At 50.1% G+C, this 25,697-nt stretch carries 21 protein-coding genes and 1 pseudogene; 12 read left to right on the forward strand and 10 right to left on the reverse strand.

The annotated features are described in order from the left end of the window. Positions 1-41: 41 nt before the first annotated feature. The 5 genes from E5987_RS04650 to E5987_RS04670 form a co-directional block, all read right to left on the reverse strand. Positions 42-2,111 carry a glutamine--tRNA ligase gene (locus E5987_RS04650; protein WP_160334931.1) on the reverse strand — a complete coding sequence of 690 codons (2,070 nt, stop codon included), beginning with the start codon at positions 2,109-2,111 and terminating at the stop codon, positions 42-44. A 63-nt stretch (positions 2,112-2,174) separates the two neighbouring features. Further along, complete coding sequence (locus tag E5987_RS04655) at positions 2,175-3,683, reverse strand: tripartite tricarboxylate transporter permease (RefSeq protein WP_160334932.1); 1,509 nt, start codon at positions 3,681-3,683, stop codon at positions 2,175-2,177. A gap of 15 nt (positions 3,684-3,698) precedes the next feature. Next, positions 3,699-4,169 (reverse strand): tripartite tricarboxylate transporter TctB family protein, encoded by a 471-nt coding sequence (locus tag E5987_RS04660; RefSeq protein WP_160334933.1) that lies wholly within the window; start codon positions 4,167-4,169, stop codon positions 3,699-3,701. 59 nt (positions 4,170-4,228) lie between these two features. After that, positions 4,229-5,209: a Bug family tripartite tricarboxylate transporter substrate binding protein gene (locus E5987_RS04665; RefSeq protein WP_160334934.1), complete on the reverse strand. Its 981-nt coding sequence runs from the start codon at positions 5,207-5,209 to the stop codon at positions 4,229-4,231. Between the two features lie 374 nt (positions 5,210-5,583). Continuing rightward, positions 5,584-6,321 carry a cyclic nucleotide-binding domain-containing protein gene (locus E5987_RS04670; RefSeq protein WP_160334935.1) on the reverse strand — a complete coding sequence of 246 codons (738 nt, stop codon included), beginning with the start codon at positions 6,319-6,321 and terminating at the stop codon, positions 5,584-5,586. A 142-nt stretch (positions 6,322-6,463) separates the two neighbouring features. On the opposite strand from E5987_RS04670, the gene hemN reads away from it, so the two are divergent. From hemN to E5987_RS04730, 12 genes and pseudogenes are all read left to right on the forward strand, one after another. Further along, positions 6,464-7,855 carry an oxygen-independent coproporphyrinogen III oxidase gene (gene hemN / locus E5987_RS04675; protein WP_160334936.1) on the forward strand — a complete coding sequence of 464 codons (1,392 nt, stop codon included), beginning with the start codon at positions 6,464-6,466 and terminating at the stop codon, positions 7,853-7,855. Positions 7,856-8,093: 238 nt separating this feature from the next. Further along, the gene (gene alaS, locus E5987_RS04680) at positions 8,094-10,721 is read left to right on the forward strand and encodes an alanine--tRNA ligase (protein ID WP_160334937.1); all 2,628 of its coding nucleotides are present in this window, start codon (positions 8,094-8,096) and stop codon (positions 10,719-10,721) included. A gap of 831 nt (positions 10,722-11,552) precedes the next feature. After that, positions 11,553-13,601, forward strand: a complete 2,049-nt coding sequence (locus E5987_RS04685; protein WP_160334938.1) for a multiheme c-type cytochrome — start codon at positions 11,553-11,555, stop codon at positions 13,599-13,601. A 63-nt stretch (positions 13,602-13,664) separates the two neighbouring features. Continuing rightward, positions 13,665-14,090: a rhodanese-like domain-containing protein gene (locus E5987_RS04690; RefSeq protein WP_160334939.1), complete on the forward strand. Its 426-nt coding sequence runs from the start codon at positions 13,665-13,667 to the stop codon at positions 14,088-14,090. Between the two features lie 48 nt (positions 14,091-14,138). Next, positions 14,139-14,906, forward strand: coding sequence for an FKBP-type peptidyl-prolyl cis-trans isomerase N-terminal domain-containing protein (locus E5987_RS04695; RefSeq protein WP_160334940.1), 768 nt, complete (start codon positions 14,139-14,141; stop codon positions 14,904-14,906). Between the two features lie 131 nt (positions 14,907-15,037). Next, complete coding sequence (locus E5987_RS04700; RefSeq protein ID WP_160334941.1) at positions 15,038-15,799, forward strand: 4Fe-4S dicluster domain-containing protein; 762 nt, start codon at positions 15,038-15,040, stop codon at positions 15,797-15,799. Between the two features lie 2 nt (positions 15,800-15,801). Then, positions 15,802-16,737 (forward strand): NrfD/PsrC family molybdoenzyme membrane anchor subunit, encoded by a 936-nt coding sequence (gene nrfD, locus E5987_RS04705; RefSeq protein WP_160334942.1) that lies wholly within the window; start codon positions 15,802-15,804, stop codon positions 16,735-16,737. Positions 16,738-16,833: 96 nt separating this feature from the next. Then, the gene (locus E5987_RS04710; protein ID WP_160334943.1) at positions 16,834-17,328 is read left to right on the forward strand and encodes a nitrous oxide reductase accessory protein NosL; all 495 of its coding nucleotides are present in this window, start codon (positions 16,834-16,836) and stop codon (positions 17,326-17,328) included. After that, on the forward strand, positions 17,328-18,623 hold the full coding sequence (gene nosD, locus E5987_RS04715) for a nitrous oxide reductase family maturation protein NosD (RefSeq protein ID WP_160334944.1): 1,296 nt from the start codon (positions 17,328-17,330) through the stop codon (positions 18,621-18,623). Before E5987_RS04710 ends, nosD begins: the two co-directional genes overlap by 1 nt. 52 nt (positions 18,624-18,675) lie before the next feature. After that, positions 18,676-19,347: pseudogene (locus E5987_RS04720) on the forward strand (ABC transporter ATP-binding protein); the annotation flags it as partial. Then, positions 19,344-20,147: an ABC transporter permease subunit gene (locus tag E5987_RS04725; RefSeq protein ID WP_160334946.1), complete on the forward strand. Its 804-nt coding sequence runs from the start codon at positions 19,344-19,346 to the stop codon at positions 20,145-20,147. The pseudogene E5987_RS04720 and the gene E5987_RS04725, both read left to right, overlap by 4 nt. Before the next feature lie 30 nt (positions 20,148-20,177). Beyond that, positions 20,178-20,792 carry a TlpA family protein disulfide reductase gene (locus E5987_RS04730; RefSeq protein WP_160334947.1) on the forward strand — a complete coding sequence of 205 codons (615 nt, stop codon included), beginning with the start codon at positions 20,178-20,180 and terminating at the stop codon, positions 20,790-20,792. 280 nt (positions 20,793-21,072) lie between these two features. On the opposite strand, the gene E5987_RS04735 is transcribed toward E5987_RS04730, so the two are convergent. The 5 genes from E5987_RS04735 to E5987_RS04755 all read right to left on the reverse strand — a co-directional run bounded on the left by E5987_RS04735 (position 21,073) and on the right by E5987_RS04755 (position 25,689). Then, positions 21,073-22,725, reverse strand: a complete 1,653-nt coding sequence (locus E5987_RS04735; protein WP_160334948.1) for an IS1634 family transposase — start codon at positions 22,723-22,725, stop codon at positions 21,073-21,075. 177 nt (positions 22,726-22,902) lie between these two features. Beyond that, positions 22,903-23,922 (reverse strand): UDP-glucose 4-epimerase GalE, encoded by a 1,020-nt coding sequence (gene galE / locus E5987_RS04740; RefSeq protein WP_160334949.1) that lies wholly within the window; start codon positions 23,920-23,922, stop codon positions 22,903-22,905. 52 nt (positions 23,923-23,974) lie between these two features. Further along, positions 23,975-24,628, reverse strand: coding sequence for an adenylate kinase (adk, locus tag E5987_RS04745; protein ID WP_160334950.1), 654 nt, complete (start codon positions 24,626-24,628; stop codon positions 23,975-23,977). Between the two features lie 99 nt (positions 24,629-24,727). Continuing rightward, a complete protein-coding gene (gene kdsB / locus E5987_RS04750; protein ID WP_160334951.1) occupies positions 24,728-25,498 on the reverse strand; it encodes a 3-deoxy-manno-octulosonate cytidylyltransferase in 771 nt (256 codons plus the stop codon). Further along, positions 25,495-25,689, reverse strand: a complete 195-nt coding sequence (locus E5987_RS04755) for a Trm112 family protein (protein ID WP_202074548.1) — start codon at positions 25,687-25,689, stop codon at positions 25,495-25,497. Before E5987_RS04755 ends, kdsB begins: the two co-directional genes overlap by 4 nt. Between the last annotated feature and the right edge of the window lie 8 nt (positions 25,690-25,697).

Genomic DNA, 25,697 nt, shown 5'->3' on the forward strand with positions numbered 1-25,697 from the left:
GCGGAATTTACTGCGGCGCATCCCGCACCGCAGTAAACCGACTATTTGCCGAAGCTGTCCTTAAGGGCAACGGCAAGGTTGAATACAAGATTATCTGCGGAGAAGTCCTTCTGATCGGCGACATAGTAGCCGTTGCGCTCAAACTGGAAGCGATCTTCTGGTTTGGCAAGCTTCAGAGAGGGTTCAACGTAGGATTTGCAGACTGTCTTGCTGTCCTTATTGATGAGTGTGCGGAAATCTTCCTCTCCGCTGTCAGGTTTCGGAACGCTGAATAAGCGGTCGTACAGTCTGATCTCGGCAGGCAGCGCCTCCTTACAGGAGAGCCAATGGATTGCAGCCTTCGTCTTGACGTTGTTGGCGCCGGCCGAACCGCTGCGGGTTTCCGGATAGTACTTGGCGTGGACTGTGACGACTTTGCCGTCCGCATCTTTTTCCACAGAGGTGGCTTCAACCACGTAGGCATGACGCAGACGGACCGGTATTGCGGGCTTCTCTGCAGTTGCCAGAGTAAGACGGCGATAGCCTTTCGGAGGATTTTCCGAGAAGTCGGAGCGCTCAATCCAAAGTTCCTTAGAGAACATCAGGCTGCGCGAGCCTCTTTCAGGATGCTGCGGATGATTCGGCGTTTCAACCTCTTCGGTCTGATCTTCCGGATAGTTGTCGATGACCAGTTTGATCGGGTCTTGCACGGCAATTCTTCTGTCGGCCTGAGCGTCAAGAACTTCTCTGAGGGCACCTTCCAGCACAGAGTGGTCAATCCATGCACCGGTCTGTTTAGAAACTCCGATTCTTTCACAGAAGAGTCGGATCGCCTCAGGTGAGTAGCCGCGGCGGCGAAGACCGACGAGTGTCGGCATGCGCGGGTCATCCCAGCCGTCGACCAGACCTTCTTTGACGAGCGCGATCAGTTTGCGCTTGCTCATGACCACATAAGTTAAGTTCAGGCGATTGAATTCGTACTGATGCGGAAGCAGGAAGTAGTTAGCTTTGACCGTCTGACTCAGAACATCCTGAAGCAGCGGAGTGAAGACGGCCGGGTTTGCGCTGACCGCATCAAGAACTGTTTTAGCGGTTTCCGCGCTGAGTTTCGCCGGGTCTTCTTTGATCGCCGTCAGAATTTCAAAGACCTTTCTTTCATCAGCGGTCTGTCCGAGTTTCCACTTGAATTTAACCGCGGCTTCCATAAAGGGCTTCTGCGCTTCAAAGTCTTTGCCAGCAAGCTCACCGATATAAGCGGCGGCTTTTTCAAAAAGCGGAGCTCGGGTGATTGGAACTGAGCGTTCGGTAGCCCAATTGTAGAAAGCACGCTGATCTTCGAATTCCAGCGTGCAGATCGAGTGCGTAATATTTTCCAGAACGTCTTCGAGCGGATGCGCGAAGGTATACATCGGATAGATGCACCACTTATTGCCTGTGCGGTGGTGTTCGGCAAAACGAATACGGTAGATCGCCGGGTCACGCAGATTGATATTGCGGGAAGCCATATCGATCTTGCTGCGGACAACCATGCTGCCTTCAGGATGTTTGCCTTCTCTCATCTCGCGGAAAATGCGAAGATTTTCTTCCGGAGAACGGTCGCGGTACGGAGAGTTGACACCGGGAGACTTGAGCGTGCCGCGGTTTTCACGAATTTCGTCTGCGCTCTGTTCGTCAACATAAGCGCAGCCGATCTTGATTAAATGCTCCGCGATCTCATACATGTAATCAAAGTAATCGCTCGCGAAGTAGTAGTTGATTTCTTTATCGTCTTTCCAATCAAAGCCGAGCCAATTGACAGAGCCTAAGATGGAGTCGACATACTCCTGATCTTCTTTGACGGGGTTCGTATCGTCAAAGCGCATGTGGCAGCGGCCCTGATAGTCTTTGGCTAAACCGAAGTTAATGCAAATACTTTTGGCGTGACCGATGTGAAGATAACCGTTGGGTTCCGGCGGGAAACGCAGACGAACTTTGGCTTCGTCAACCGGTCCTTCCATTTGCTCGGTGTAGGTGCCGGGAGCGCCCCTCCAGTGACGGGGTTCATTTGTCCCCTGTTCCAGATCTTCGTTAATGATATTGCGAAGAAAATTTGTAATGTGGCTGGATGCCGTCTTTTCTGTAGTATCGCTCATTGTTTTCAATCGGTTTGAATAGATTCAGACTTTTTATTTTACCGTTTTAAAGACTGAATCGCCTTAATCTTCCTGGAATGCGGTTTCTCTGGTCTTCTTAATGCTCGGAAGCAGAATCAGAAGAAGCAGGAAGAGCGCGAACATCAGAAGCACAAGTGAGATCGGACGTGTCAGGAAGGTCGTCGGGTCACCGCGGGAGAGCAGCATGGCTCGGCGAAGGTTTTCTTCCATCATGGGTCCGAGGATGAAGCCTAAGATCAGAGGCGCCGGTTCGCATTTCAGTTTGTAGAAGAGGTAGCCGAGGGCGCCGCAGACAATCGTGATGTAAACGTCAAACGGATTGTTATTGATGGAGTACACGCCGATGCAGCAGAAAGTCAGAATCATCGGGTAGAGCAGACTGTAAGGAATTCTGAGCAGCTGCACCCAGATGCCGATCAGCGGAAGATTCAAAATGACAAGCATCAGGTTGCCAATCCACATGGAGACAACCAGCCCCCAGAAGAGGGAGGGGTTGGAGCTCATCACCTGCGGGCCCGGTGTGATGTTGTGAATCATCAGGGCGCCGATCATCAGCGCCATTGTGGCGTTGCAGGGAATGCCCAGCGTCAGCATCGGAATAAAGCTGGTCTGCGCTCCGGCGTTGTTCGCGGATTCGGGGCCCGCGACGCCGGCAATGTTGCCATGGCCGAAAGGCGGTTTCGCGTTCTCGCCTGCGACTTTCTTTTCCAGTGTGTAAGACGCGAAAGACGCAAGCAGAGCGCCCCCGCCGGGAAGGATGCCGAGGAAAGAACCGAGCAGGGTTCCGCGTGTAATGGCGGGCGCAGCTGCCATCAGCTCCTTAAACGAAGGCCAAATAGAGCCCACTTTCTCTGTTAAAGATTCTCGGGTTTCACCTTTGGAAAGGTTCACGATAATTTCGGTGAATCCGAAGAGACCCATGGAGATTGCGACGAAGTCGATGCCGTCCTGAAGCTCGGGCACGCCAAAGTCAAAGCGGAACGCGCCGGAGTTGACGTCAGCGCCGATAATGCCGAGCAGCAGACCGAGGATGATCATGGCAAACGCCTTGAGAACCGAGCCGTTGGCAAGAACAACCGCTCCGACAAGGCCGAGCACCATCAGACTGAAGTATTCCGCAGGGCCGAATTTAAAGGCAAGTTCGATCAGCGGGGGAGCGAATGCGGCAACGAGAACCGTAGCAAAGCAGCCTGCGATAAATGATCCGATGGCCGAGAGCCCGAGGGCGGTGCCGGCCTTGCCTTGACGCGCCATCTGATACCCGTCAAGACAGGTCACGACAGAAGCAGATTCTCCTGGGAGGTTGACGAGAATAGCTGTTGTGGAACCGCCGTACTGAGAACCGTAATAAATGCCCGCGAGCATAATCAGCGCGGAAGTCGGATCGAGAGAGTAGGTGATCGGGAGCAGCATCGCGAGAGTTGCGACGGGACCAAGACCCGGCAGAACCCCGATCAGCGTACCGAGCGTGACGCCGATGAAACAGTAAAGAAGATTGTGCAGTGAGAGGGCGGTTGTGAAGCCGATCGCAAGATTATTAATTAAATCCATCTCAGACCTCTCGAATTATTGAACCAGGAAGGCGGGCCAAATCGGTACCATAAGGTTGAGCCCGAAAACGAAAATAAGCCAGACAAGCGCGCTGAGAAATACGCAGAGAATCAGCGTCGGCTTCCAGCGGAAAGGCAGATTGCCGAAGGAGGACAGAAATACCATGATCGCGGTCGCCGGAATCAGTCCGGCCGGCCGCAGCAGTACCGCAAAAATAGCGACGGAGCCGAGAATGACGATAAAACTGTACCAGTCAAATCGGCCGAACTTTCCGCCGTCATCTTCTTCGCTTTTGAAAAGAAGCGATTTCAGCGTGATTAAGAGACCAAGGAGGAACAGAAATCCGCCGAGGAGCATCGGAAAATATCCCGGCCCCATTCGAGAGGCGGATCCGAGTTCGTAATGCGTGATGGAATATAAACAGAAGAATGCGCCGAAACCCATAAATAAAAGGCCGGCCCAAAAATCTCTTTGGTCTTTAATCATGGCTGCAAAATAAAGAAGAAGGCTGCAAAACAGCCTTCTGAGGTTAAAGATAAAAATGGTTAGTCGATTTTAGCGCCGCTTGCCGCAACGATCTTCTTATACTTAGCCATTTCTTCTTTGACAAAGCTGCCAAGTTCGGCCGGTGTTCCGGCTTTTTCCTGTGCGCCCATGGTTTCAAAGCGCTTGGCCATGGACTGAGACTTGATAGCTTTGACAAATGCTTTGTTCAGCTTATCGAGCTCTTTCTGGTTCAGACCTGCGGGAGCGAAGAAAGCGTACCAAGTGGAGATATCAAATCTGGGAACTCCGGCTTCAGCCATTGTCGGAACATCCGGCAGGGCAGGCGCTCTGAAGCTTGTTGTGACGGCAAGCGGAATGAGTTTGCCGGCTTTGATGTCCGCGGAAGCGGAGGCAAGATTGTCAAAAATGAGGTCGGTATCACCGGCGAGAACACTCATTCTCGCAGCGGCTGCGCCCTTGAACGGAATATGGACGAGCTTGATGCCGGAATCGGCTTTCAGCAGTTCGCCCGACATGTGGCCGGCTGAGCCGTTGCCGCCAGAGGCGTAATTGAGTTTGTCCGGGTTCTTTTTAGCGTAAGCGATCAGGTCTTTGACGTTCTTGATACCGGTTTCTTTAGAGAACTTGGGTGTAATGACAAGAACGTTCGGAGTCTGAGCGATCAGAGTGATCGGAGTGAAGTCCTTAATCGGGTCGTAAGGAAGCTTACTGAAGAGATTCGGGTTCACCGCGTGTGTGGCCAGGGCGCCCATGACAATGGTCTTGCCGTCCGGAGACTGTTTGGCGACATAGTCAACACCGATGTTGCCGCCGGCACCCGGCTTGTTTTCAACAATAATATTTCCGAGATCGGCGCGGGCTTCTTCTGCAACAGCTCGGGCGGTCACGTCAAGCGGTCCTCCGGGAGGATAAGGAACGATGATGCGGATCGGATCGTCCGCGAAGGAAATTCCCGGGATAAGAGCGGAGCCCATGGCGGCAGCGCCCATGAGGCAGATTTTTCTTCTAGTAAATGTCATTTCTCACCTATTAGTAGGAAGATTTGTTAAAAAGCAGATACAAGCCTACATTCTCAACATTCTAAGAAAAAAATACCTCTCTATCTGAAATATTAATGAAAAGACACTCGGCTACTAGGGTAAAACAGTACATTTTCCCTTTTCTATTCCGTATTTCGGTAAAAATTCTCGTTACTGCGGATTTTTGTGACTGATTTTTGCTGAAAAGAAAGGGTACGAGAGCTTTTCTCATTGCGCACAGCTTGTTGTTTTGCGTTCTAGTGATCAGAGAAGGAGGGAGCTGCGCTCATTTACTTATGCGCGCAGTGTGTTTCAGGCGCATTTAAGGAGAAGAAATTAATATTTTAGCGTCAGGAGAGATGCGGTACTTAGCTTTAAATCCGCTTGTGCTCTTGGAGGATGGAGCGTAGTCCTTTCGGGTTGACGATATGGACGTGCTTTTGATGGATTTCAATTAGTCCGAGTTCTGTGAATTTGGAAAGAGCACGGCTGATGGTTTCCAGTTTTAAACCTAAGAAGCTGCCGATATCGGCGCGCGTCATTCTCAGGACAAACTCTGTGCGTGAGAAACCTCTGGTTTCAAAGCGCTTGGACAGGCTGAGAAGAAAAGCGGCAAGCCGCTCAGTGGAGCTCATGGAGCCGAGCATCAGCAGATTATGGTGCTGCAGAACGATTTCCCGGCTGAAGAGTCGGCGTACATGCGAATCAATCGCCGGGCTTTGTCCGCAGAGGGCTTCAAGGTCTTCATAGGGCATGACGCAAACTTCGCTGTCCTCCAGCGCGGTTGCGGTGCATGTATGAAAGCCGTGGTATATGCCGTCAATGCCGAGCATTTCGCCGGACATATTGAATCCGATGACCTGCTCTCGGCCTTCGTCGGTGACAATGGAGCTTTTGACGGAACCGAGCTTGACGATATACAGAAAGCGGAGCGGATCGCCGGCATGGAAGAGTCGGCTGCCCTTACTGATTTTTTTGTTGAAGGTGACGATGTTTGAACAGTTAACGAATTCTTCGTTCGAGAGGCCTTCGGGCAGACAGAGCGTTTTTTGTTTGCAGGCGCTGCAATCGGGCGGCAGGAAGGGTGTTTCGTTAAGTTCGGTTAAATTCATCACTTGTATGATTGCTGTGCCGAGGTTTGTCTTAAACTCACGGAATTTATAAACAATCCGCTGGATAGTCTGCAATAGACTGATGCGGTGATGATATCAGAACTTAGTTAATTTCAATAGCCTTTAGAGGCGAAGGAAAACGATGAAAAAAAACTCACTCCTATCGGTAGAATTTCCTGATCTGGAATTGCTGCAGCGATTCGATGTTCCGGGTCCGCGCTATACGTCATATCCGACTGCGGACCGTTTCAGCAAAGACTTCGGCGCAAAGGATTTTGAGTCGGTTTTAGCTGCTCGTCCCGAAGGCAGAGACCTGTCCATCTACGTGCATATCCCCTTCTGCTCGAACATCTGCTATTTCTGCGGATGCAATAAGGAAGTCACGAAAGACCATTCCCGTTCCAAGGAATACATTGAAGTGCTCGCTATGGAATGCGACAACGTCGCGAAGGTCCTCGGCGGAAGCAGAAAAGTTGAACAGCTTCATTTCGGCGGCGGCTCTCCGACTTTCCTGAATAACGATGAAATTCTCGAGGTCATGCGCGTCATTACGGAGCGTTTTCCTCTGGCCGAAGGAGCGGAAGTTTCGGTTGAAGTCGATCCGAGAACGACTCCGGTCGATAAAGTCGCCGCGCTTGCCAAGGCCGGCTTTAACCGCATGAGCGTGGGTGTTCAGGATTTCAACGAACGTGTTCAGATTGCGATTAACCGTGTTCAGCCGTTTGAGCAGACTAAGGCGGTTTTTGACGCGGCAAGAGCCAACGGTTTCCACTCTATTAATATGGACCTTATCTACGGTCTTCCCTTCCAGAGCAGAGAAACCTTTGCGCACACGCTTGACAAAGTAATTGAGCTGAGCCCTGATCGTATTGCGCTGTACCACTATGCGCACCTGCCCGAACATTTCAAGGCGCAGAGAAGAATTAACGCGGCGGACCTGCCTCCCTCTCCGGAGAAAGTCGGCATTATGATGGATGCGATCACCCGTCTGTCCGAATCCGGCTACCACTATATCGGCATGGATCATTTTGCCAAACGCACTGATGAGCTTGCAAAAGCTCAGGAAGAGGGCACTCTGCAGAGAAATTTCCAGGGCTACTCCACAAAACCTGAGTGTGACATGGTTGCGCTCGGCGTTTCTTCGATCAGCAAGGTTCACGGCTGCTATGCGGCAAATCCCCGCGATCTGCCTTCTTACTATGAAAAAGTCCGTTCCGGCGCTCTTGCGACGGTACGCGGCTATCTTCTCAATGACGACGACAAACTGCGCTCAAAAGTCATCATGGAATTGATGTGCCAGTTCAGAGTTGTGAAAGCGGACATTGAGAAGCAGTTCGGCATCAATTTCAACGAATACTTCGATTTTGAGCTGAATAATCTCAAGCATTTTGAGAAAGAAGGATTGGTAACGCTCGCCGAAGACGCCGTCTCGGTGACTCCAAAGGGCAAACTGCTTGTCCGTGCTGTGGCGATGAATTTCGACCGCTATCTGCGCGAGGATGAACGAGTCAGACGTTACTCCCGTATTGTCTAGGTCAGCTGATCACAGGAAAGAGCCGCTTCGAGCGGCTCTCTTTAATTCTTCTGTGCAAAGCCGTCTTTCTTTATAGATTGTCAGCAGCCGTTCTGATCGGATGTGTCCGTGTTTACAGCGGCAGCTTATTATTTTGAGCTCTGAGATTGTCGCCTTAAAGACGGTGATGCAGAAGGCTGTCTGATAAAATATATAAATTGTGTTGCTGAAAAATTCAGCTTTTTTTGAGAAATTACAAATGTTCACTGCATCAGAAATTCGATCGACATTTCTGAAGTTTATGGAGTCCAAGGGGCATACGATTGTTGCCTCCAGCCCTGTTGTTCCCGGAGATGATCCGACTCTGCTCTTCACGAATGCCGGTATGAACCAGTTCAAGGATGTTTTCCTTGGATTTGACAAGCGTCCCTACAAACGTGCGACGACCAGTCAGAAGTGTGTTCGCGCAGGCGGAAAACATAATGACTTGGAAAACGTCGGCTATACCGCCCGTCACCATACTTTCTTTGAAATGCTCGGCAATTTCAGCTTTGGTGATTATTTCAAGCGCGATGCGATTAAGAACGCATGGGAGCTGCTGACACAGCACTTTATGCTTCCGCCGGAAAAGCTTTGGGTCACCGTGTACGCGGAAGACGATGAAGCCTATGACATTTGGAACAAGGAAGTCGGCGTTCCTGCTGAACGAATCGTTCGTATCGGCGACAACAAAGGCGCTCGTTACGCTTCCGACAACTTCTGGATGATGGGCGACACAGGTCCATGCGGCCCTTGCTCTGAAATTTTCTACGACCACGGTGAGGATGTCGCCGGAGGTCCTCCGGGAAGCCCCGACGAAGACGGCGACCGTTACATTGAAATTTGGAACCTCGTGTTCATGCAGTTCAATCGTGATGAAAAAGGCGAAATGCATCCGCTGCCCCGTCCGAGCGTTGATACCGGCATGGGACTTGAGCGTATTTCTGCGGTTCTGCAGCATGTTCATTCCAACTATGACATTGACCTTTTCCAGAACCTGATGCGTGCGGTGGTTAAGGCGGTTGAAGAAGCGGGCGGTGAAAACGTCGATCCGAATTCGCCTTCTGTCAAAGTCATTGCTGACCACATTCGTGCTTGTACCTTTATCATTGCTGACGGAATTCTTCCCGGCAATGAAGGCCGCAGCTACGTGCTTCGCCGTATTGCTCGCCGCGGTATGCGTCACGGCTTCAAACTTGGCGCCCGTGATCTCTTCTTCAGCAAGCTGGTTAAAGCGGTCGCCAAAGAAATGGGCGATCAGTATCCTGAAACCCGTAATCCTCATATCGAAGAAGTCCTGCGTCAGGAAGAAGTTCGCTTCTCCCAGACGCTTGCCAAGGGTCTTGATATTCTTAACGAAGCTCTTGCTGACGGAACCAAGGTTCTCGGAGGCGATGTCGCGTTTAAGCTTCACGACACCTATGGCTTCCCGGTTGACCTGACTGCGGACGTCTGCCGTGAAAGAGGCGTGACGGTTGACTTCGAAGGCTTTGACGCGGCGATGGAAAAACAGCGTGAAAAAGCCAGAGCGACCGGTAAATTCAAGATGGCTCAGGGCCTTGAATATGAAGGCAGCCCGACGGAATTCCTCGGCTACGAAACCCTCGCGGTTCACGCCTGTCGTGTAGAAGCAATCTACAAAGACGGCGAGCCGGTGAAAGACGCAGATGCCGGAGATGAAGTTGTTGTTGTCTTTGACAAAACTCCTTTCTACGCTGAAAGCGGCGGTCAGATGGGCGACAAGGGCGTCTTTAAAAACAATACAACTATTCTGAAAGTTGACGACACCTTCAAGATCAAAGCGGATGTGTTTGGTCATATGAGCTATGTCGCCGAAGGCAGTGTCAAAGTCGGTGATCTTTTCAGCGCCAAAGTTGATGAAGAAAACCGAGAAGCGACAGCCAGAAACCACTCTGTGACGCACCTGATGCACAAGGCGCTGCGTGAAGTGCTCGGTCAGCACGTTCAGCAGAGAGGCTCGATGGTTAACGGCGATCGTACCCGCTTTGACTTTGTTCACACCAGCCCGATGACTGCAGAACAAATTTGCGAGGTCGAAGACATCGTTAACAAAGAGATTCTGCGCAACACAGCGACACACGTACGCGTCATGCCTCTAGATGAAGCCAAGAAGACAGAAGCGGTCATGCTGTTCGGTGAGAAATACGGCGAAAACGTTCGTGTTTTAAACATTGGTTCCAGCTGTGAGCTCTGCGGCGGTACTCACGTCCAGAGAACCGGCGACATCGGCATGTTCAAGATTGTTTCCGAGTCCGGTATTTCCGCCGGCGTCAGACGTGTAGAGGCTGTGACCGGTATGTCCGCGCTGCGTTATACACAGAAGCAGGAAGCCATCATTCATGAAGTCGCCGAAGAGTTCAAAGCGCCGACAGACGAAGTGGTCTCCAAAGTTGTTGAAACCGTTGACCACCTCAAGCGTGCGGAAAAAGAACTCGACACCATCAAGGTTCAGCTTGCACAGGCAGGCGCTTCCAGCGTTGCAGCCAAGGCTGAAGATATCGGCGGCGCCAAGCTGCTGGTGACGGAAATGAAGGGCGTTGAGACCAAAGCGCTTCGTGATTCTGTTGACAGTCTTAAAGATCAGCTCAAGAGTGCTGCGGTTGTGCTTGTTAAGGTTGAAGACGGCAAAGCAAGTATTGCGGTCGGCGTGACCAAGGACCTGGTTTCCAAGGTCAAGGCCGGCGATGTCGTTAAGTTCATCGCTGAAAAACTTGGCGGTAAGGGCGGCGGTCGTCCTGACTTTGCTCAGGGCGGCGGGAACGCTCCGGCCGATTTAAGCGCGCTGCTTGCTCAGACTAAGGCGTTTGTCGCTGAAAAACTGCAGTAAGCATTAGAGCTTTAAAGACCCGCTTCGGCGGGTTTTTTTATGTCTTGAAAGTTTAGAAAACAGTTTCGGCCTGTACTGAATAAACTTTTGAATATGTCCTAAACAGTCCATCGACTGCTTAGGATTACCTGAGGCCTCCAGGGCATTTTTTCACGGAGGCAGAGTTGGCAGCTTCTTAAAGCGAAGGCAAAAACTTATTTACAGAGCCTCGACGTCCGTCTCGTCGCTGAACAAGGCTGAACATCTCTCGGAAGCAGAGAAAACCTAAGTGCTGGAAACTGGTTTCAATGGATTAAGCCTAAACGTAAATAAATATGTCTAATTTAAATATGCACTGTTTGAAGGCAACCCCCTGTACCACAAGGTGTTGTTAATATATTGAAAAATATACAACCCTGAAATCTAATAAAATAGTTATATATAGAAAATTAGATAAATCGAAAACTGAAGAGGTTTCATTTGTTAACAATGAAAATAATAAAAATCAAGTGTTGAAGCGTGTTATCCCATGTATTTCATAGGGAAATCATCTTAATTAATAAATAATTAATTCTTTTGCGAATATTAATTGTTTGAAAAATATACCAATAACTAATTGAATATAAATGAATATTAATATTATATCGAACAAATAACACGAATATTGGGGAATACCCGTTTTTTGACTGGGATATTTAACCAGTATCACCTAAAAATCATAAAACGTAAGATGGAGCTGTGGAATTGTGGATGTCTCATCATCGTTTGCTTTCCCATTTTGCCTCATCGAAGACAATGGACTGGATCTCCTCTTCACTTTATCCAGTTCGGCGTCTCCAAAAGGAGAACATCATGTTATTTAACTCTAGTTTTACTGCTGCCGCGATTGCGGCTGCAGCTACGCTTGCGGTGACTGGAGCTTTTGCCCAAGAGGGCGGCACCCCGCTGCCGCCTCCGAAGGTCAATGCGATCACACAGAAAGTATTGGACAACCCTGATTTAACAGAACCGACAAAAGGTATTCGTACCTTGCAGGACTACATCGTTCAGGAAAAAGAAATGTGGGAATTTCTTTTCCAGAACCATCCGATTTTTGCCACATACGGTAAAGACGGCAGAGTTGTCGGAACACCCGCTATCTCAACGCGCGGATCTGAATATTTAGGCGAAGGCAATGCACAGAAGTATTCATCGCATCAGCCGGGCAACCGCCCCATGGCGTCCCAGTATCGTCTCGGCCAGCGAAGCATTCTGGACTTCCCGAATAAATTCGTCGGTCCTGAAAAGTGCGGTGAATGTCATGCGATTCAGTACGAACGTTGGAAACGCTCCCGTCACGCTCAGACCGTCCGCTTCCCCGGAGAACATCCCGAAGTTGACAACGATCTGAAGAAAAAGCTTTATGGCTCTGACGCTTCCATCCTGCCTGACGGCATCACACCGGATGTGATTTACGCCACAATCGGTACGCCGCGTACTAAATACGGCTACATCGACGGATGGCTCGTCCGCGGTTCGTATCACGTCAGAGACGGTTTGCTCAAAGACGGAACCGGTAAGGTCGTCGCCGGCGGCAACCAGTTCTCTCGCGGCTGGGCTGAATGGCTGACGCCGGAAAGAGCAAAACAGATCCATGCCGTGATCCCGGACTTCCCGGTTGAACTGAAAGATTTCGGACCGTCTGCCTCTCATCAGTGGGGTATGACTTCCTACGGTTCGACTTACGAAGGCAAACTGCTCTTCCAGTCGGCAACATCCTACTGCGAAGTCTGCCACGCCTTTAAGTTTGACTTTAAGGATAAGAAGGAATTCTTCGCTGCTTTAGGCAATCCGAAAGAGCTCCAGAAACACACTATTTCCAAGGGCATCTCCTGCGAAGAATGTCACGGTGAAGGCGGCCACTTGGTCGGCAACACCAACAACATGAGCACAAACTGCGATCGCTGCCATCAGCGCCTGAACTTCATCGAAGACGAAGTTAATCGTCCCGATGCACAGGGCAAGCTCGAACGCGCGTTCAATGCTAAGACAAAATCTTCCTGCCCGTCCTGCGGTACAGAAGGTGCTCAGCTTTTCATGTCCAAGCACTACGAAAAAGGTATGCGCTGCGTGACATGCCACGATCCGCACGAAGTGACCAGCAACGATTGGAAGTCCGGCGTAACACGTCCGGCTATCCGTCAGAGCTGCCAAGACTGCCACACTGTACAGGCTGAAATGGTTGCGAATGCCGACACACACAGCAAGGTTGACTGTATCGCCTGCCATATGCCGTTCACGATGAGCTGCGAAAACTTCACAGCGATTCAGCGTCCTGATATGGCCGGTTTCGACGCTGTTCGCCGCTCTCACCTCTTCAAGATCGAAGTTGATCCTGAGAAGAAGATGATGAATCCGGCTCCGGGTCAGTCCCGCGCTTCCAACTCTAAGGGCTGGCGTATTGCCCGCGACGAAGAAGGTCACGGCTACGTTGACCTGATGTGGAGTTGCGCACGTACATCCATCGCTGACTTCACAGTCGTTGAAGGACAAGGCTGCCACAGCCCGTTCCAGTCCGAACTCGATCAGGGCCTGATCTATCAGGACCAGAAAGAGATTTACGGCGAAGTTATGAAGTGGCAGAACCCGATTAAGGAAGGCCATAAGAAGAATGTCGAAGCTCAGACTCGTATCAACAAGCTTCTTGAAGTGACGAAGCTGACGCCGGAACAGAGAACTGAAGCTATGCTTCTTCTTGACAAGGCTGCCGACATTATCAAACAGGTCGAAAAAGACGGTTCTTGGGGTGTCCATGCGTTCAATTACACGAAACAGCGTGTTGATACCGCCCAGGCTTACCTCACGAAAGCTCAGTCCATTATTGACCAAGGCGGTTACGTCAAGGCCTCTGCAGCTAAGTAGTAGTTAAGCACAGTGTTAAATGCGCTATGGGCTTCGGCCCATAGCCCAATCGAAGTAAAAATGATGAAATTGAAGTTAATTGGGGTGGTGTTCTCCTCTGCAATGCTCCTGTTCGCTCCTGCCGCTCACTGCGGCGGGGGAGAGGAGCTGGTTGAAGCACCCGTTTATGACGAGCTCCTTAACCAAATATCCATGCGCGAAGCAGAAATGCTCTGGCAGGCTGGAGTTCCGTTCTATGACGTTAATACCCTTGAAGTTTGGACAGAGGGATTCATTCCGGGCGCGATATTTTTCAACGTTCGTGATTGGAAAAAACTCCTTCCGGCCGATAAAGACAAAACCATTGTTTTCTATTGCGCTAACAAACTTTGTACTTCCAGTGAAATGGCTGCCCGAGAAGTGATGAAGCTTGGGTATACGGATGTTCGGCAGATGCCGGACGGCATTGACGGCTGGAAGCTTTCCGGCCGAAAAGTAGAAAAACCGTAAGTGCCTCTCATCATTGAAGCATCAAACTCATTTATGAAAGAAGTGATTATGTTGACCCTAGATAAAACATTACTGTCAGTCTCCCTAGCCTTTGCTCTTGCAGGAACGGCTTTTGCTCAACCGATGGACCAGGAGGCTAAAGAGTCTTACAGCTTAGGGGCCTCGGTAGGAAACTACTTATCCTCTCAGATCTACAAACAGACCGAGCTCGGAGCCTCCGTCAATATGGATCAGGTGATGGCCGGCCTGCAGGACGCGATGAAGAACAAGAGCAAACTCAGCGAGGATGAAATGCTTCAGGCCTTAAACACCCGCGCAGAGAAGCTCAATAAGCTCTTTACCGACAAACTGAATAAGATCAAAGAGACAAATAGAAAAGCGAGCAGCGACTATTTGGAAACCAATAAGTCTAGGAAGGGCGTCAAAGTAACGGATTCCGGCCTTCAGTATGAAGTGCAGAAGGAAGGCGCCGGACCCCAGCCTAAAGAGGAAGACATCGTCACGGTGGATTATTCCGGCAGATTGATCGACGGAAAAGTCTTTACCAGCCCTGACGGGAAGGTTAGAGAAGAGAAGTTTGTCATGATGACGCTGATCCCCGCACTTAAAGAAGGTTTGACAATGATGAAAGAGGGATCGAGTTACACGTTCGTCGTCCCGGCCTCGTTAGCCTATGGTGAAGAAGGCGCCGGAGATATTCCGCCCGAATCAGCTCTTATCTTCGATGTAACACTGAAAAAGGTTGAAAAGCCGGGTGCGAATAAGGATGCAGCAATGCCTGCCGGCCATCCCAAGATGGCTTGGCCGCATGGCTAAGCATCATAACCGCACTATCCGAACCTAACGTTCGGAAACCGCTCCGCCTGGAGAGAGAAAGTTTAACTTCAAGCGGATTCGCTCGGCGAAATAAATTACGACAGATCTCAAATCTGTCATGGAGAATAACCGTGAGCTTACAAATCGACAGAAGAAAATTTCTAGCCGGTACGACTGCTGGATCGTTGTTCGTGCTCACCTTAGGCGGCTGCAAGCCGGAAGATAAAGGTTCTCCGCAAGCTGCGAAGTCCGGCGCCTCGGGCGCTAAGACCGGCAGCGGCGGAACAACCGCCAGACCGCACTATGCGATGGTCTTTGATCAGAACAAGTGCATAGGCTGCGGTTTGTGCAAGACAGCTTGCAATGAAGCCAACGACTTGCCTAAAGGGCGCTCGCGCCTGCTGCTGGAGCGGCAGAGTACGCACGTACCCGGCACGCCGTGTCCGCAGTGCGGAAAACTGGAAGGATGCGACTGCGAACGCATTTACGTTCGTGTTTCCTGTCAGCAGTGTCAGGATGCGCCCTGCGCACGCGTCTGTCCGACCGGTGCCGCACATGTGGACAGCAAGACCGGAATCGTTACGATGGACCCGGATCGCTGTGTCGGCTGCAAGTACTGTATTGCGGCTTGCCCTTACAACGTTCGCTTCATCAATGAAAAGACAAAAACAGCGGAAAACTGCGACTTTTGTCTTAAGACCAAACTGGCTAACGGCGAGGAACCGGCCTGTGTTCAGGCATGTCGTCACGGAGCTTTGTACTTCGGCGACTTAAATGATCCTCAGTCCATTATCAGTCGTCTGCTGCGTGTGAAGGATACCGTCCGCATTCGTCCGCATCTTGGTACCGAACCGAGTCTGCGCTACATCCCTGTAACTAAAGAAGGAGTCTAGTTATGGACTTTACAATCGGTTTGACAGAAGGTGTCGCATGGCCTTGGCCGATTGCGGTGTACCTTTTCCTCGCCGGTATTTCAGGCGGTGCCGTCGCAGTCGCGATCTGTATGAATCTGTTCCGAGGTGTCCATCAGGATACCCCGATCATGAAAGCAGCCAGTTTAATCGGCTTCGTCACGATCGTCCTCGGCATGATCTGTCTGGTTCTGGACCTTACCAATCCGCTGTTTTTCTGGCGAATTCTGGTCTACTACAACCCGACTTCCGTCATGAGTATCGGTGTCATGGCTCTGCTGTTTTACATTCCGCTGGTATTCGTCCTGATGCTTGTTTCACTGCGTCAGGAGATAACCTCCATCGGATGTCTGAAATGGCTTGACCCGACCATCGGTTTTCTGGCTAAGTTCCGTGTCGCGCTCGACTGGATCGTTCTGATTCTTGCGATCGCAATCTGCGCATACACAGGCTTCCTGATCTCCGCTCTGATCCGCTTCCCGCTGATCAACACCGCCGTTCTGCCCGCGCTCTTCGTCGCTTCTGGCTTCTCTGCCGGCTGCGCTGCGACCAAAGTGCTTGCCGCTTGGCTCTTCGGTGCTGATCGTCACGGTGAAGATCTTCATGCGCTCCACGCAGCTGAATGGCCGATTATGGCTGTTGAAGCAATGTGTCTGCTCATGATCATCATCGCTCTGGTAAGCGGTAACGAGGCCGCTAAGGCTGCCGCTTCGGCATTCTGCTTCGGCCTTTGGGCACAGGTCTTCTGGATCGGTGCTGTGGGTATCGGCTTCATCGTCCCGTTGGTTCTCAGCTTCTTCGGAAGCCGGAATTTCCGAGACAGTGCTGCCGTGTTCTACACCAGCGGTTTGGCGGCAATCTGCGGCATGATGTGCCTTCGCTTGTTCATCATCTACGCAGGCCAGATCAATTCGATCTAATGTTTTAACTCTGCTTCGGGTTTCTTCGGGAACCCGAAGCTTTTCTATCTCAAATTCTCAATTGCGGTTAAGATCCACTGAGAACACAGGATTTATATGTACCGACGCTTTTTCTTACTCACCGTTACCTCAGCAGTTTTATCGGGATGCTCTAAACAGTCGCCGGCTCCGGAATTGAAACCGCTTCCTTTTTCAAAACATGACCGCTGCCATATCTGCGGCATGGTTATCCTTAACTATCCTGGCGCAAAGGCTCAAATCTTTATCAAAAACGAAAAAGAGCCTCTAAAATTCTGCTCCGTAAAAGACGGATTTACCTTTATCCTCCAGCCGGAAAATGCACGACGCGCCGCGGCTTTCTTTGTCAGTGACTTCGGAAATTCAACAGAAGCACAGCTTCATGAAAAAATGCTTTCCGCCAAAGACGCCTTCTATGTCGCAGGATCCGATGTCCACGGCGCTATGGGTAAATCGATCCTCCCCTTTAAAACGAAGGATCAGGCGCAGGCCTTTATGCGCGAACACGGCGGAAAACTTCTCTCTTATACGCAGGTAACCCTTGAGGAAATCAAGGCGCTGAAAGGTCATTAATGAAGCGGTTGGTCCTCTGCGCTGCGGTCATCATGCTGTCGTTCTCGGCAGCTGCGGCCGATTTTTATGTTTCTTCCGCGCCGGAGCTTTCTCAGGCGCTTGCAGCCGCAGCCGACGGAGATAGGATTGTTCTGCGACCCGGCGAATACGCCGGAAACTTTGTTATTTCCAAAAAAATAAAACTCAAGGGCAGCCCCGGGGCCTTTATAGACGCTAAGGGGAAGGGTACTGCACTTTTAATTCGCTCTTCAGATGCTGAAGTCTCAGATCTGGGGATAAAAAATTTCGGTTCAGACCTTTATGAGCGAGACGCCGGAGTGCGCATCGATGAAGGCTTTAAAAATGTCCGGCTTCATCAATTAAATATTACAGGCCCCGGCTTTGGGGTCAGAGCCGATCGCACTGAGAATGTCACGGTTGAAAACTGTGAGATTCGCGGGGAGAGAAAAATGCATGTTCTGGACAGAGGTGACGGCGTTTATTTCAATTATGTCAAAAACGCTTCTCTCAGCGGCAATAAAGTTCTCTATACCCGTGACGGTTTCTATTTTGAAAATACCGACAATACGGACAGCCGCGGCAATAGTTTCGCCGGGCTTCAGTACGGTATTCATTATATGTTTACGCGCGGAGACCGCGCTCAGGACAATAAGGCAAGAGCCGTGATCGGCGGCTATGCGCTGATGAGTTCGGAACGAATTCGTCTGGAAAATTCCGAATCTCAGGGCGCGGTAGAGTTCGGAGTTCTGCTTAATGAAACCAAGGACAGCATTGTTCGGGGCAATAAGGCGGTGAAAACGCATAACCGACGGGGCAGGAGAGAGCTCGATACAGAGGGCAAAGGTCTATTCATATATGGAGCCGGCGCCAATATTGTCGAAAACAACACGTTTGAAGGCAATGACGTTGGAATCGGCATCGCACTCGGCGGAGAAGAAAGTACACTGACCCGAAATCGAATTATTAATAATCGGCTTCAGGTGCGTTATGTTGGCTCGTCTCGCTTGGAATGGAGCAGCGGCAAAATAGGCAATTATTGGAGCGGTTATCAGGGCTGGGATTTGAATAGGGACGGCATCGGAGATGTGCCGTATCAGCCGAACGATTCTTTAGATCGCCTTTTTTGGCTCTATCCGCAAATCCGCTTTCTCATGGAAAGTCCGCTGATTGTGCTGTTAAAGTTCATGACCGCAAAATTCGACTTTGATAAAGACAAAGGCGTCACAGACTCATATCCCCTGATCGTCGATCCCGATTCCGTATCAGCTGAAAGGGTGTCAAATGAACGCAGTTGAATGCAGAGATTTATTTTTTAACCGGGGCAAACGATCGGTGCTCAAGGGCATATCCCTGCAGATTGCGCCGGGTGAGCTGGTCGCGCTGATCGGCCCGAACGGCGCCGGCAAGTCGACATTGATCAAGCTGCTTTTAGGCCTTCTAAAACCGGCTTCTGGATCGGTTCGAATTTTTGAAAAGGAAGCCGGTTCTGATCCGCTCAACGTCGGCTATCTTCCTGAGAATGTTAGTTTTTACAGCGGAATGACATTTGAAGAGCACCTCTCATATTTTGCGTCACTGAAAGGCGTCGGCAGAGACAGGGTAGAGGAACTGATCAGCGTCTTAGGCCTGGAATGTGTCAGGAAGCAGACACTGAATCGAAGCTCAAAAGGTCAGAAGCAGCGTCTCGGCCTTGCACAGGCGATTCTCTCCAAGCCCGGTCTGCTGCTTTTGGATGAGCCGACGGTTGGGTTGGATCCGCAGGCGTCCGCCTTTATGTATCAGGAGCTGCATCGTCTTAAAGAGGCTGGATGCGCGGTTCTTGTCTGCACGCATGAGCTTCTGCTCGCGCAAGCCTATATGGATCGGGCTTTAATGATTTGCGGCGGTAAAAAAGCCGCTGAAGGTACGTGCAGAGAAATGATCCGGCAGAGCGGCTTGTCTGAAGAGACTGCTGAAATGTCGCTTTTGGATATTTACTGCCGAGTGCTGGACAAAGAGAACGGTAAAGAGGTTTTATGAAAGTACTGAGTTCAGCGCTTCTGGTTGCTGCAAAAGAATTTAGAGACTGTTGGCGTAATCTTTGGCTGATTACCGGAACGCTTCTTTTTGCCCTTCTCTCGCTCGGCATTGTGTTCGGAACCGCTGCGATCGGAGGAGATTTTTCTTTCAGGCCGATGACGGCGGTTTTAAATTCCCTTGTCTCTCTATCGGTCTTTCTGATTCCTTTGATCGCCATTCTGATCAGTTACGACGCTTTCGTCGGAGAAGCCGAGCAGGGGACGCTGCTTTTGCTCCTAACCTATCCGATCAGTCGAACATCTATTTTGCTTGGAAAACTGATCGGTCACAGCGCTGCGCTTTTTTTGTGCATCTTTTTGGGGTTCTCTGTGCTTTTGATTCTGACGGCTGCCAGACTACTTCCCTATGACTTCAGCGCACTGCTGAGGCACTTGGTCTTGTTGGCATTAAGCGGCTGGATGCTTGGCGTCATCTCGATTCTGCTCTCTTATTTAATCAGCATTCTCAGTCCGTTCAAAGCGTTTGCGCTGGGCATTCTTCTGGTGATCTGGCTCGCGCTTGTGATTTTTTACGATTTAGCTCTGCTGATTCTTGCGATTGCGGATGATTCTCTGACGCAAGGGGCGCTGAACTTCTTTATGGTTTTGAATCCTGCCAGTGCTTTCCGATTGCTCAATCAGGAATCGTTAGGTATCGTAACGACGTATATTGCCCCCGCTTATCTTGGGTTATATTTGCTGCTCTGCGCGGTGGCCTTATTTTTGGCCGATCGAATTAGTTTCGGAAGAAGGAGCCTGTGACAGATCGTCACCAATAGAAAGGATATACAAATGAAAATTGCAAAAGCACTTGTCGCTGCGGTTTGTCTGGCAGTTTCCGCGGCAGCCTGGTCACAGGCGATGCTTCAGGAAAAGGTCTACAACACCGGAGACGCGCTTAAAAAGCCGATGGTGATGACGCCTTTTACCGAATTTCAAAATGCCCGCAAAATTCCGGCGCTTGATTTATACACGCTTAGCGGCGAGCCAGTTGATCTCAGGAACTATCGCGGCAACGTTGTGATCCTGAATATTTGGGCGAGCTGGTGCGCACCCTGCATCAGAGAGATTCCCGCGATCACAAAGCTTCAGCAGGAGCTGAAGAATTCGAAGATAAAGATCATCGGAGTCTCTGTGGATGATTCCGTAACTGGTCTTCCGCGTTTTTTAAAGCGTAATAAGGTTTCTGATTTCATGACACTGGTTGACCCGAGGAAGACGGTTGATAATGTCATTCCTCTGACAGTTGTACCTACGAACTACATTCTGGACAGAGACGGAAATATGGTCGGTGTGCTGAGAGGCTATCTTCCCTGGGAGGATCCGGACGTTCTGACCTTCCTGAAGAAGCTCGAGGCGAAGTACGCTGATCCCGCAAAACTCGAAGAAAGCGGCAAACAGCAGTAAAGGATCTGAATTCCCGTTCATGTAAAAACAGGGCGGGAATTTTTATTTTCAGCTTCTGTTTAACGTTTTGAAACCTTGGCTCTGTCGGTGCGATCTCGGTGATCTTCCTACATTTACGGCTTCGCGTGTTCAGGCATTAGGGCCGGCTGAGTAGCCTGAGGCTATTTGAGGTTGAACTTACGCCTTGTTTCTTCTTTGTTTTTTGTATCATAGTTTTGGGGTAAACGCAGCAGGTGCGATGAGATAGTGCGCTTCGAGGCCCAACCCCAACTTTCCTTTCCTAGATTGTACAAATCGGGCAGGGAATTTTAATTTTCAACTTCTTCATAAGGTCCTCGTAACGTTTTGGTATCTTGTGCCAGAGGTATGTGACATGTCCCTCAGTGACGAACTTATTGATGGTTAATGCATTGAGTTCACTTATCAGGCGAGGTGCTCGCTCCGGATCAATGTCGGCGTCCTGAAGACGTTTATGCAGTATCAGGCTTAGAGTCAGACCTAAATACGTGATAAAGACTTTTCCTTCAAGAGCTCTTTCAGAATACCCCAGTCTTCTGCCGCTGCATCTGTCTTTGTAGTTATTAAACGATTTTTCAACAATGCCCTTTTGTCGGTAAATATTTAGAGCTTTGTCCGGATGCGCAATCCTGTCGGAACCAAGTAAGAAGAAGCCGCAGCTCTGGCAGAACTGAGTCCAAGCTGGAACATTAAATACGTATCTGTTCTTGCCGTCAGCTCCTTCCTCAGGGTTGAAAAATTGTCTGAAATACGGAGAGTTCGGAACTTCTCCATCTGTTAAACGCCGCTTAAAATCTTCGATCAATTGAGTCATGTTCATGACGCAGTCGGCTTCTCTTTCTTTGCTGTAATAGACATGGAGAAACAACTTATCTTGCTCGACACCGGAATGCCGCAGAATTTCGCGCATTGCACAAAAGCAGTTAACACTGCTCTTAAAGGCTGCGGGCAAACATAGTCTGAGGGAGCCGGCTTCTGCCTCAAAGGTTTGCTCAGCAATTTTCAAGTCAGAACGAAGCCCGCAGACAAAGCCGACGTGATTGCGGAACATCATCTGCAAATTTTGATCAGAGCAAAACTCTCTATCCGACACCAGGCTGATATCTTCCTCATCAATTTTGGCCGAGCGCGCAAACAGGTTCTTCAGTAAAACAACATCTGTGATAGAACTGTCCGGCACCTTGTAGTAAAGAGGCTCGGCTGTCTTCTCGTCGATCAGCAGCGCTAGCTTTAGCAGGGCCTCTTCGTTGTTGAGTCCGTGGGCTGCGTTATGAACTGTTTGCGAGAACGAGGATACCGAAGTGGCATCGAATACCCAGTAATTGTTTTTGCCCGATTCTTTATTAGAGGCAAGACGAAGCTGCAGGTATTGTTCGACTGAGGGTTGGTAATTGATGGATTCAAATAATTCGGAGATTCTCTGCGAAGGTATAACGGCAGCCGGATAGAGTGAGCTTTGAGCAATTACGTCGTAGTTAGACAAAGAGGTGTCCGGGTGGATAACAAAGAATATCGCTAAGGAAAGCAGCTCCTGCCAATGCTTTGGAAAGACGGTTTTTAAGGTTTGAGTTATTCCAGTTTGTATGGCAATTTGCTCTAATACATAGCTGGCTCCGGCGTTTAGTGTTTTTGTTCGATTTAAAACCATTTGAGCCGTCGACAGACTGACTTCCGGCATGCCAACCGGGCAGAGCTTGTTATCGGCAAAAGTTAGTTCGACATCCTTGTATTGAGGATTGTCTCGAAGAAATTTCCTCCCTAATTCCACCTTGCCGTCGATCAGACAGCCAAGGGTAATTCGGTGCTTGCTAAAAGAACGACGTTTAACCGGGTCCCATGCATTCTGAAATTGATACAGATAGTCTTTGCCCTTGATATTTACCTTGATGACATGCTCAATTGCCTGCGGAAGCATATGAAACCCTCCACTTGGATTAAATGATCATAATCGGTTAAATAGACAAAGATAATGTTCAATGCCCGATTTGCGGGCGTTTGGGGCACTGTATACGGCCTACTTATGATCGGTTTTTCAGGGATTCAGTAAAGAGAAAGCCCGCCGAGAAGCGGGCTTTACATACGGGAGAGCTGATTATTCGTCCGGATAACCGTTCGGATTCATCATCTGCCAGCGCCAGGTGTCTTCGCACATCTTTTCAATGCCGCGTTTGGCCGTCCAGCCGAGAAGTTCGTGCGCTAAGGTCGGATTCGTCCAATAGGCTGCTTTGTCTCCAGGGCGTCTCGGACAGATTTCATAAGGGATATTGCGTCCGCTCATTTTTTCAAACGCTTTGACGAGCTCTAAAACCGTTGTATTGCTGCCGGTGCCGAGATTTACCGTAATTAGCTGAGGCTTGTGATTCAGAACTCTGAGCGCATCGAGGTGACCGTCCGCAAGGTCTTCCACGTGAATATAATCGCGGGCGCCGGTACCGTCTCGGGTCTCGTAATCATTGCCGAAAACCTTCAGACAGGGTCTGCGGCCGACTGCGACCTGAGAAATAAAGGGCATCAGATTGTTAGGGATGCCGTTCGGATCTTCTCCGATCAGACCGGATTCGTGCGCACCTACCGGATTGAAGTACCGAAGAATCGCGATCGACCAATCCGGCTCTGCTCTGAAGAGCTTTCTAAGCACTTCTTCAATCATCCATTTGCTCAGACCGTAGTTGTTGATCGGAGCAAGCGGCGTGGATTCGTCAAATTCATCGTACCCCGGATCGCCGTATACAGTCGCGGAAGAAGAAAAGATGAATTCTTTCACGTTGAACTTCTTCATGACGCGAAGCAGAACAATGGTGCCTTCGACGTTATATGAGAAGTAGAGCAGGGGGTCGCTCTCAGATTCTCCGACTGCCTTTCGCCCAGCGAAATTGATGACGGAGTCAATCTTGTATTGGGTGAAAAGATCTTCAAGGGCTTTCTCGTCACGAATGTCTCCGACAACAAGCGGAGGACGCTTGCCGGTGATTTTTTCGATTCGATCGAGAACAGTACGCTTCGAATTGCTGAAGTTGTCAAAAATCACGGGCGAATACCCCGCCTCAATCAGTTTGACGACCATGTGGGATCCGATGTAGCCGGTTCCGCCTGTAACTAGGATATAGCTCATATGCTCAGAAAAAGAGAAAGACCACCGAAGTGGTCTCTCGGTTTAGGAAGGATTATTTATCGAGGGCGTCGAAAATACGGCGGCTGATTTCTTTGACATCACCGACGCCGTCAATGCGGACATATTTGGTGTTGTCTTTGCCTTCTTCAGCGGCTTTCTTATAGAAGCCGACAAGCGCTTCAGTCTGATCGTGATAAACGCGAAGGCGTTTTTTAACGGTTTCTTCGCTATCATCAGGACGCTGAACTAAATTTTCACCGGTGACGTCGTCTTTTCCGGGAACTTTCGGCGGATTGTAGACAACGTGATAGGTACGGCCGGAAGCGATGTGGACGCGTCTGCCGCTCATGCGTTCAAGAATGACTTCATCGGGAACTGCGATTTCGACAACATAATCGATCGGAATTCCGGCTTTAACCAGAGCTTCGGCCTGCGGAATAGTGCGGGGGAAGCCGTCAAAAAGGAAGCCGTTCTTGCAGTCGGGCTCCAGCAGTCTTTCTTTGACAAGACCGATGATGATATCGTCGCTGACGAGTTCTCCGGCGTCCATAATCTTCTTAGCAGCCAGGCCAAGAGGAGTACCGGCTTTTACCGCGGCGCGGAGCATGTCCCCGGTCGAAATCTGGGGAATTCCATAGTGTTCTTTAATGAGGGCTGCCTGTGTCCCTTTACCGGCTCCCGGGGCTCCGAGAAGAATCAAACGCATGTGTGCCTCCGAATATATATAGTGTGGTTGGGTCTAAAGATACCATTTTGGACTGATGTCCTTAAGATTTCAAGAGACTTGGGTTAAAAGCAATCGGTGTCAGCTGTTAAATTCCTTAGCGGCGCAGAAAGCTCGGACCCTTTCGAGGTCCTCAGCGGTATCAACGCCCGGAGGAATTTCATCATTGAATACAGACACCGCGATCTTGTAGTCATTCCAAATCGCGCGAAGCTGCTCGAGACTTTCAAAGGCCTCCAGAGGAGACTTCGGAAGTGTCGGGTAGCTCTTCAGGAATCCGCATCGGTAACTGTAGATGCCGACATGTCTCAAACCGAGGTCTTGGGGCAGAACTTCTTGTTTTTTTGCGAATTCATCGCGTGCCCACGGAATCGGCGCTCTGCTGAAGTAAATCGCCCGGTTGTTCTTATCGAGAATCAGCTTGACGACGTTCGGATTAAAGAATTCCTCGGAACTTTTGATGCGGATCGCGGCCGTTCCCATGACGCTCTGCGCGTCATTAACCAAGAGGTCGGCAGCCGCAGAAATGATATTGGGCGGGATGAGCGGTTCATCGCCCTGAACGTTCACAATGATTTCATTGTCCGGAATACCGCTTTTCTCTGCGGCTTCGCAGATGCGGTCGGTTCCGCAGGCATGATCCTTGCGTGTGAGGACTGCCTGAACACCGAATTTTTGACAGCACTGAAGGATGCTTTCATCGTCCACAGCGCAGATCACGCGGGAAGCTCCGCTTTTGAGCGCTTGTCTGGCAACGCGCACGATCATGGGTACGCCGCAGAGGTCTGCGAGCGGTTTATTCGGAAGCCGAGTGCTTTTTAAGCGCGCGGGAATAATGACGGTAAAACTCATTTCTTCTCCAGTTTTTCAACTTCTTCCTCAGTCATATCGCGCGCTTCGCTCGGAACCATCGCAGGGATGTCGTCGACAACGGGAAACGCCTTTAAGTCGCTTTTGCAGTAGAACTCTTTTTTGTCTTTGTTCCAGCGAAGAGGTCCTTTGCAAATCGGACAGACCAAAATTTCTGTAATTTTCGGATCCATTTGAATCT

The sequence above is a fragment of the Parasutterella muris genome, from assembly GCF_009767915.1.
GTDB lineage: Bacteria > Pseudomonadota > Gammaproteobacteria > Burkholderiales > Burkholderiaceae_F > Parasutterella > Parasutterella muris.

Bases quoted from the DNA above. Each gene is read 5' to 3' on its own strand.
- E5987_RS04690 (WP_160334939.1), top strand. From the start codon at position 13,665: ATGAAATTGAAGTTAATTGGGGTGGTGTTCTCCTCTGCAATGCTCCTG.
- kdsB (WP_160334951.1), bottom strand. From the start codon at position 25,498: ATGAGTTTTACCGTCATTATTCCCGCGCGCTTAAAAAGCACTCGGCTT.
- E5987_RS04650 (WP_160334931.1), bottom strand. From the start codon at position 2,111: ATGAGCGATACTACAGAAAAGACGGCATCCAGCCACATTACAAATTTT.
- nosD (WP_160334944.1), top strand. From the start codon at position 17,328: ATGAAGCGGTTGGTCCTCTGCGCTGCGGTCATCATGCTGTCGTTCTCG.
- adk (WP_160334950.1), bottom strand. From the start codon at position 24,628: ATGCGTTTGATTCTTCTCGGAGCCCCGGGAGCCGGTAAAGGGACACAG.
- alaS (WP_160334937.1), top strand. From the start codon at position 8,094: ATGTTCACTGCATCAGAAATTCGATCGACATTTCTGAAGTTTATGGAG.
- E5987_RS04660 (WP_160334933.1), bottom strand. From the start codon at position 4,169: ATGATTAAAGACCAAAGAGATTTTTGGGCCGGCCTTTTATTTATGGGT.
- E5987_RS04730 (WP_160334947.1), top strand. From the start codon at position 20,178: ATGAAAATTGCAAAAGCACTTGTCGCTGCGGTTTGTCTGGCAGTTTCC.
- galE (WP_160334949.1), bottom strand. From the start codon at position 23,922: ATGAGCTATATCCTAGTTACAGGCGGAACCGGCTACATCGGATCCCAC.
- E5987_RS04670 (WP_160334935.1), bottom strand. From the start codon at position 6,321: ATGAATTTAACCGAACTTAACGAAACACCCTTCCTGCCGCCCGATTGC.
- E5987_RS04695 (WP_160334940.1), top strand. From the start codon at position 14,139: ATGTTGACCCTAGATAAAACATTACTGTCAGTCTCCCTAGCCTTTGCT.
- E5987_RS04735 (WP_160334948.1), bottom strand. From the start codon at position 22,725: ATGCTTCCGCAGGCAATTGAGCATGTCATCAAGGTAAATATCAAGGGC.
- E5987_RS04755 (WP_202074548.1), bottom strand. From the start codon at position 25,689: ATGGATCCGAAAATTACAGAAATTTTGGTCTGTCCGATTTGCAAAGGA.
- E5987_RS04685 (WP_160334938.1), top strand. From the start codon at position 11,553: ATGTTATTTAACTCTAGTTTTACTGCTGCCGCGATTGCGGCTGCAGCT.
- E5987_RS04655 (WP_160334932.1), bottom strand. From the start codon at position 3,683: ATGGATTTAATTAATAATCTTGCGATCGGCTTCACAACCGCCCTCTCA.
- nrfD (WP_160334942.1), top strand. From the start codon at position 15,802: ATGGACTTTACAATCGGTTTGACAGAAGGTGTCGCATGGCCTTGGCCG.
- hemN (WP_160334936.1), top strand. From the start codon at position 6,464: ATGAAAAAAAACTCACTCCTATCGGTAGAATTTCCTGATCTGGAATTG.
- E5987_RS04665 (WP_160334934.1), bottom strand. From the start codon at position 5,209: ATGACATTTACTAGAAGAAAAATCTGCCTCATGGGCGCTGCCGCCATG.
- E5987_RS04725 (WP_160334946.1), top strand. From the start codon at position 19,344: ATGAAAGTACTGAGTTCAGCGCTTCTGGTTGCTGCAAAAGAATTTAGA.
- E5987_RS04710 (WP_160334943.1), top strand. From the start codon at position 16,834: ATGTACCGACGCTTTTTCTTACTCACCGTTACCTCAGCAGTTTTATCG.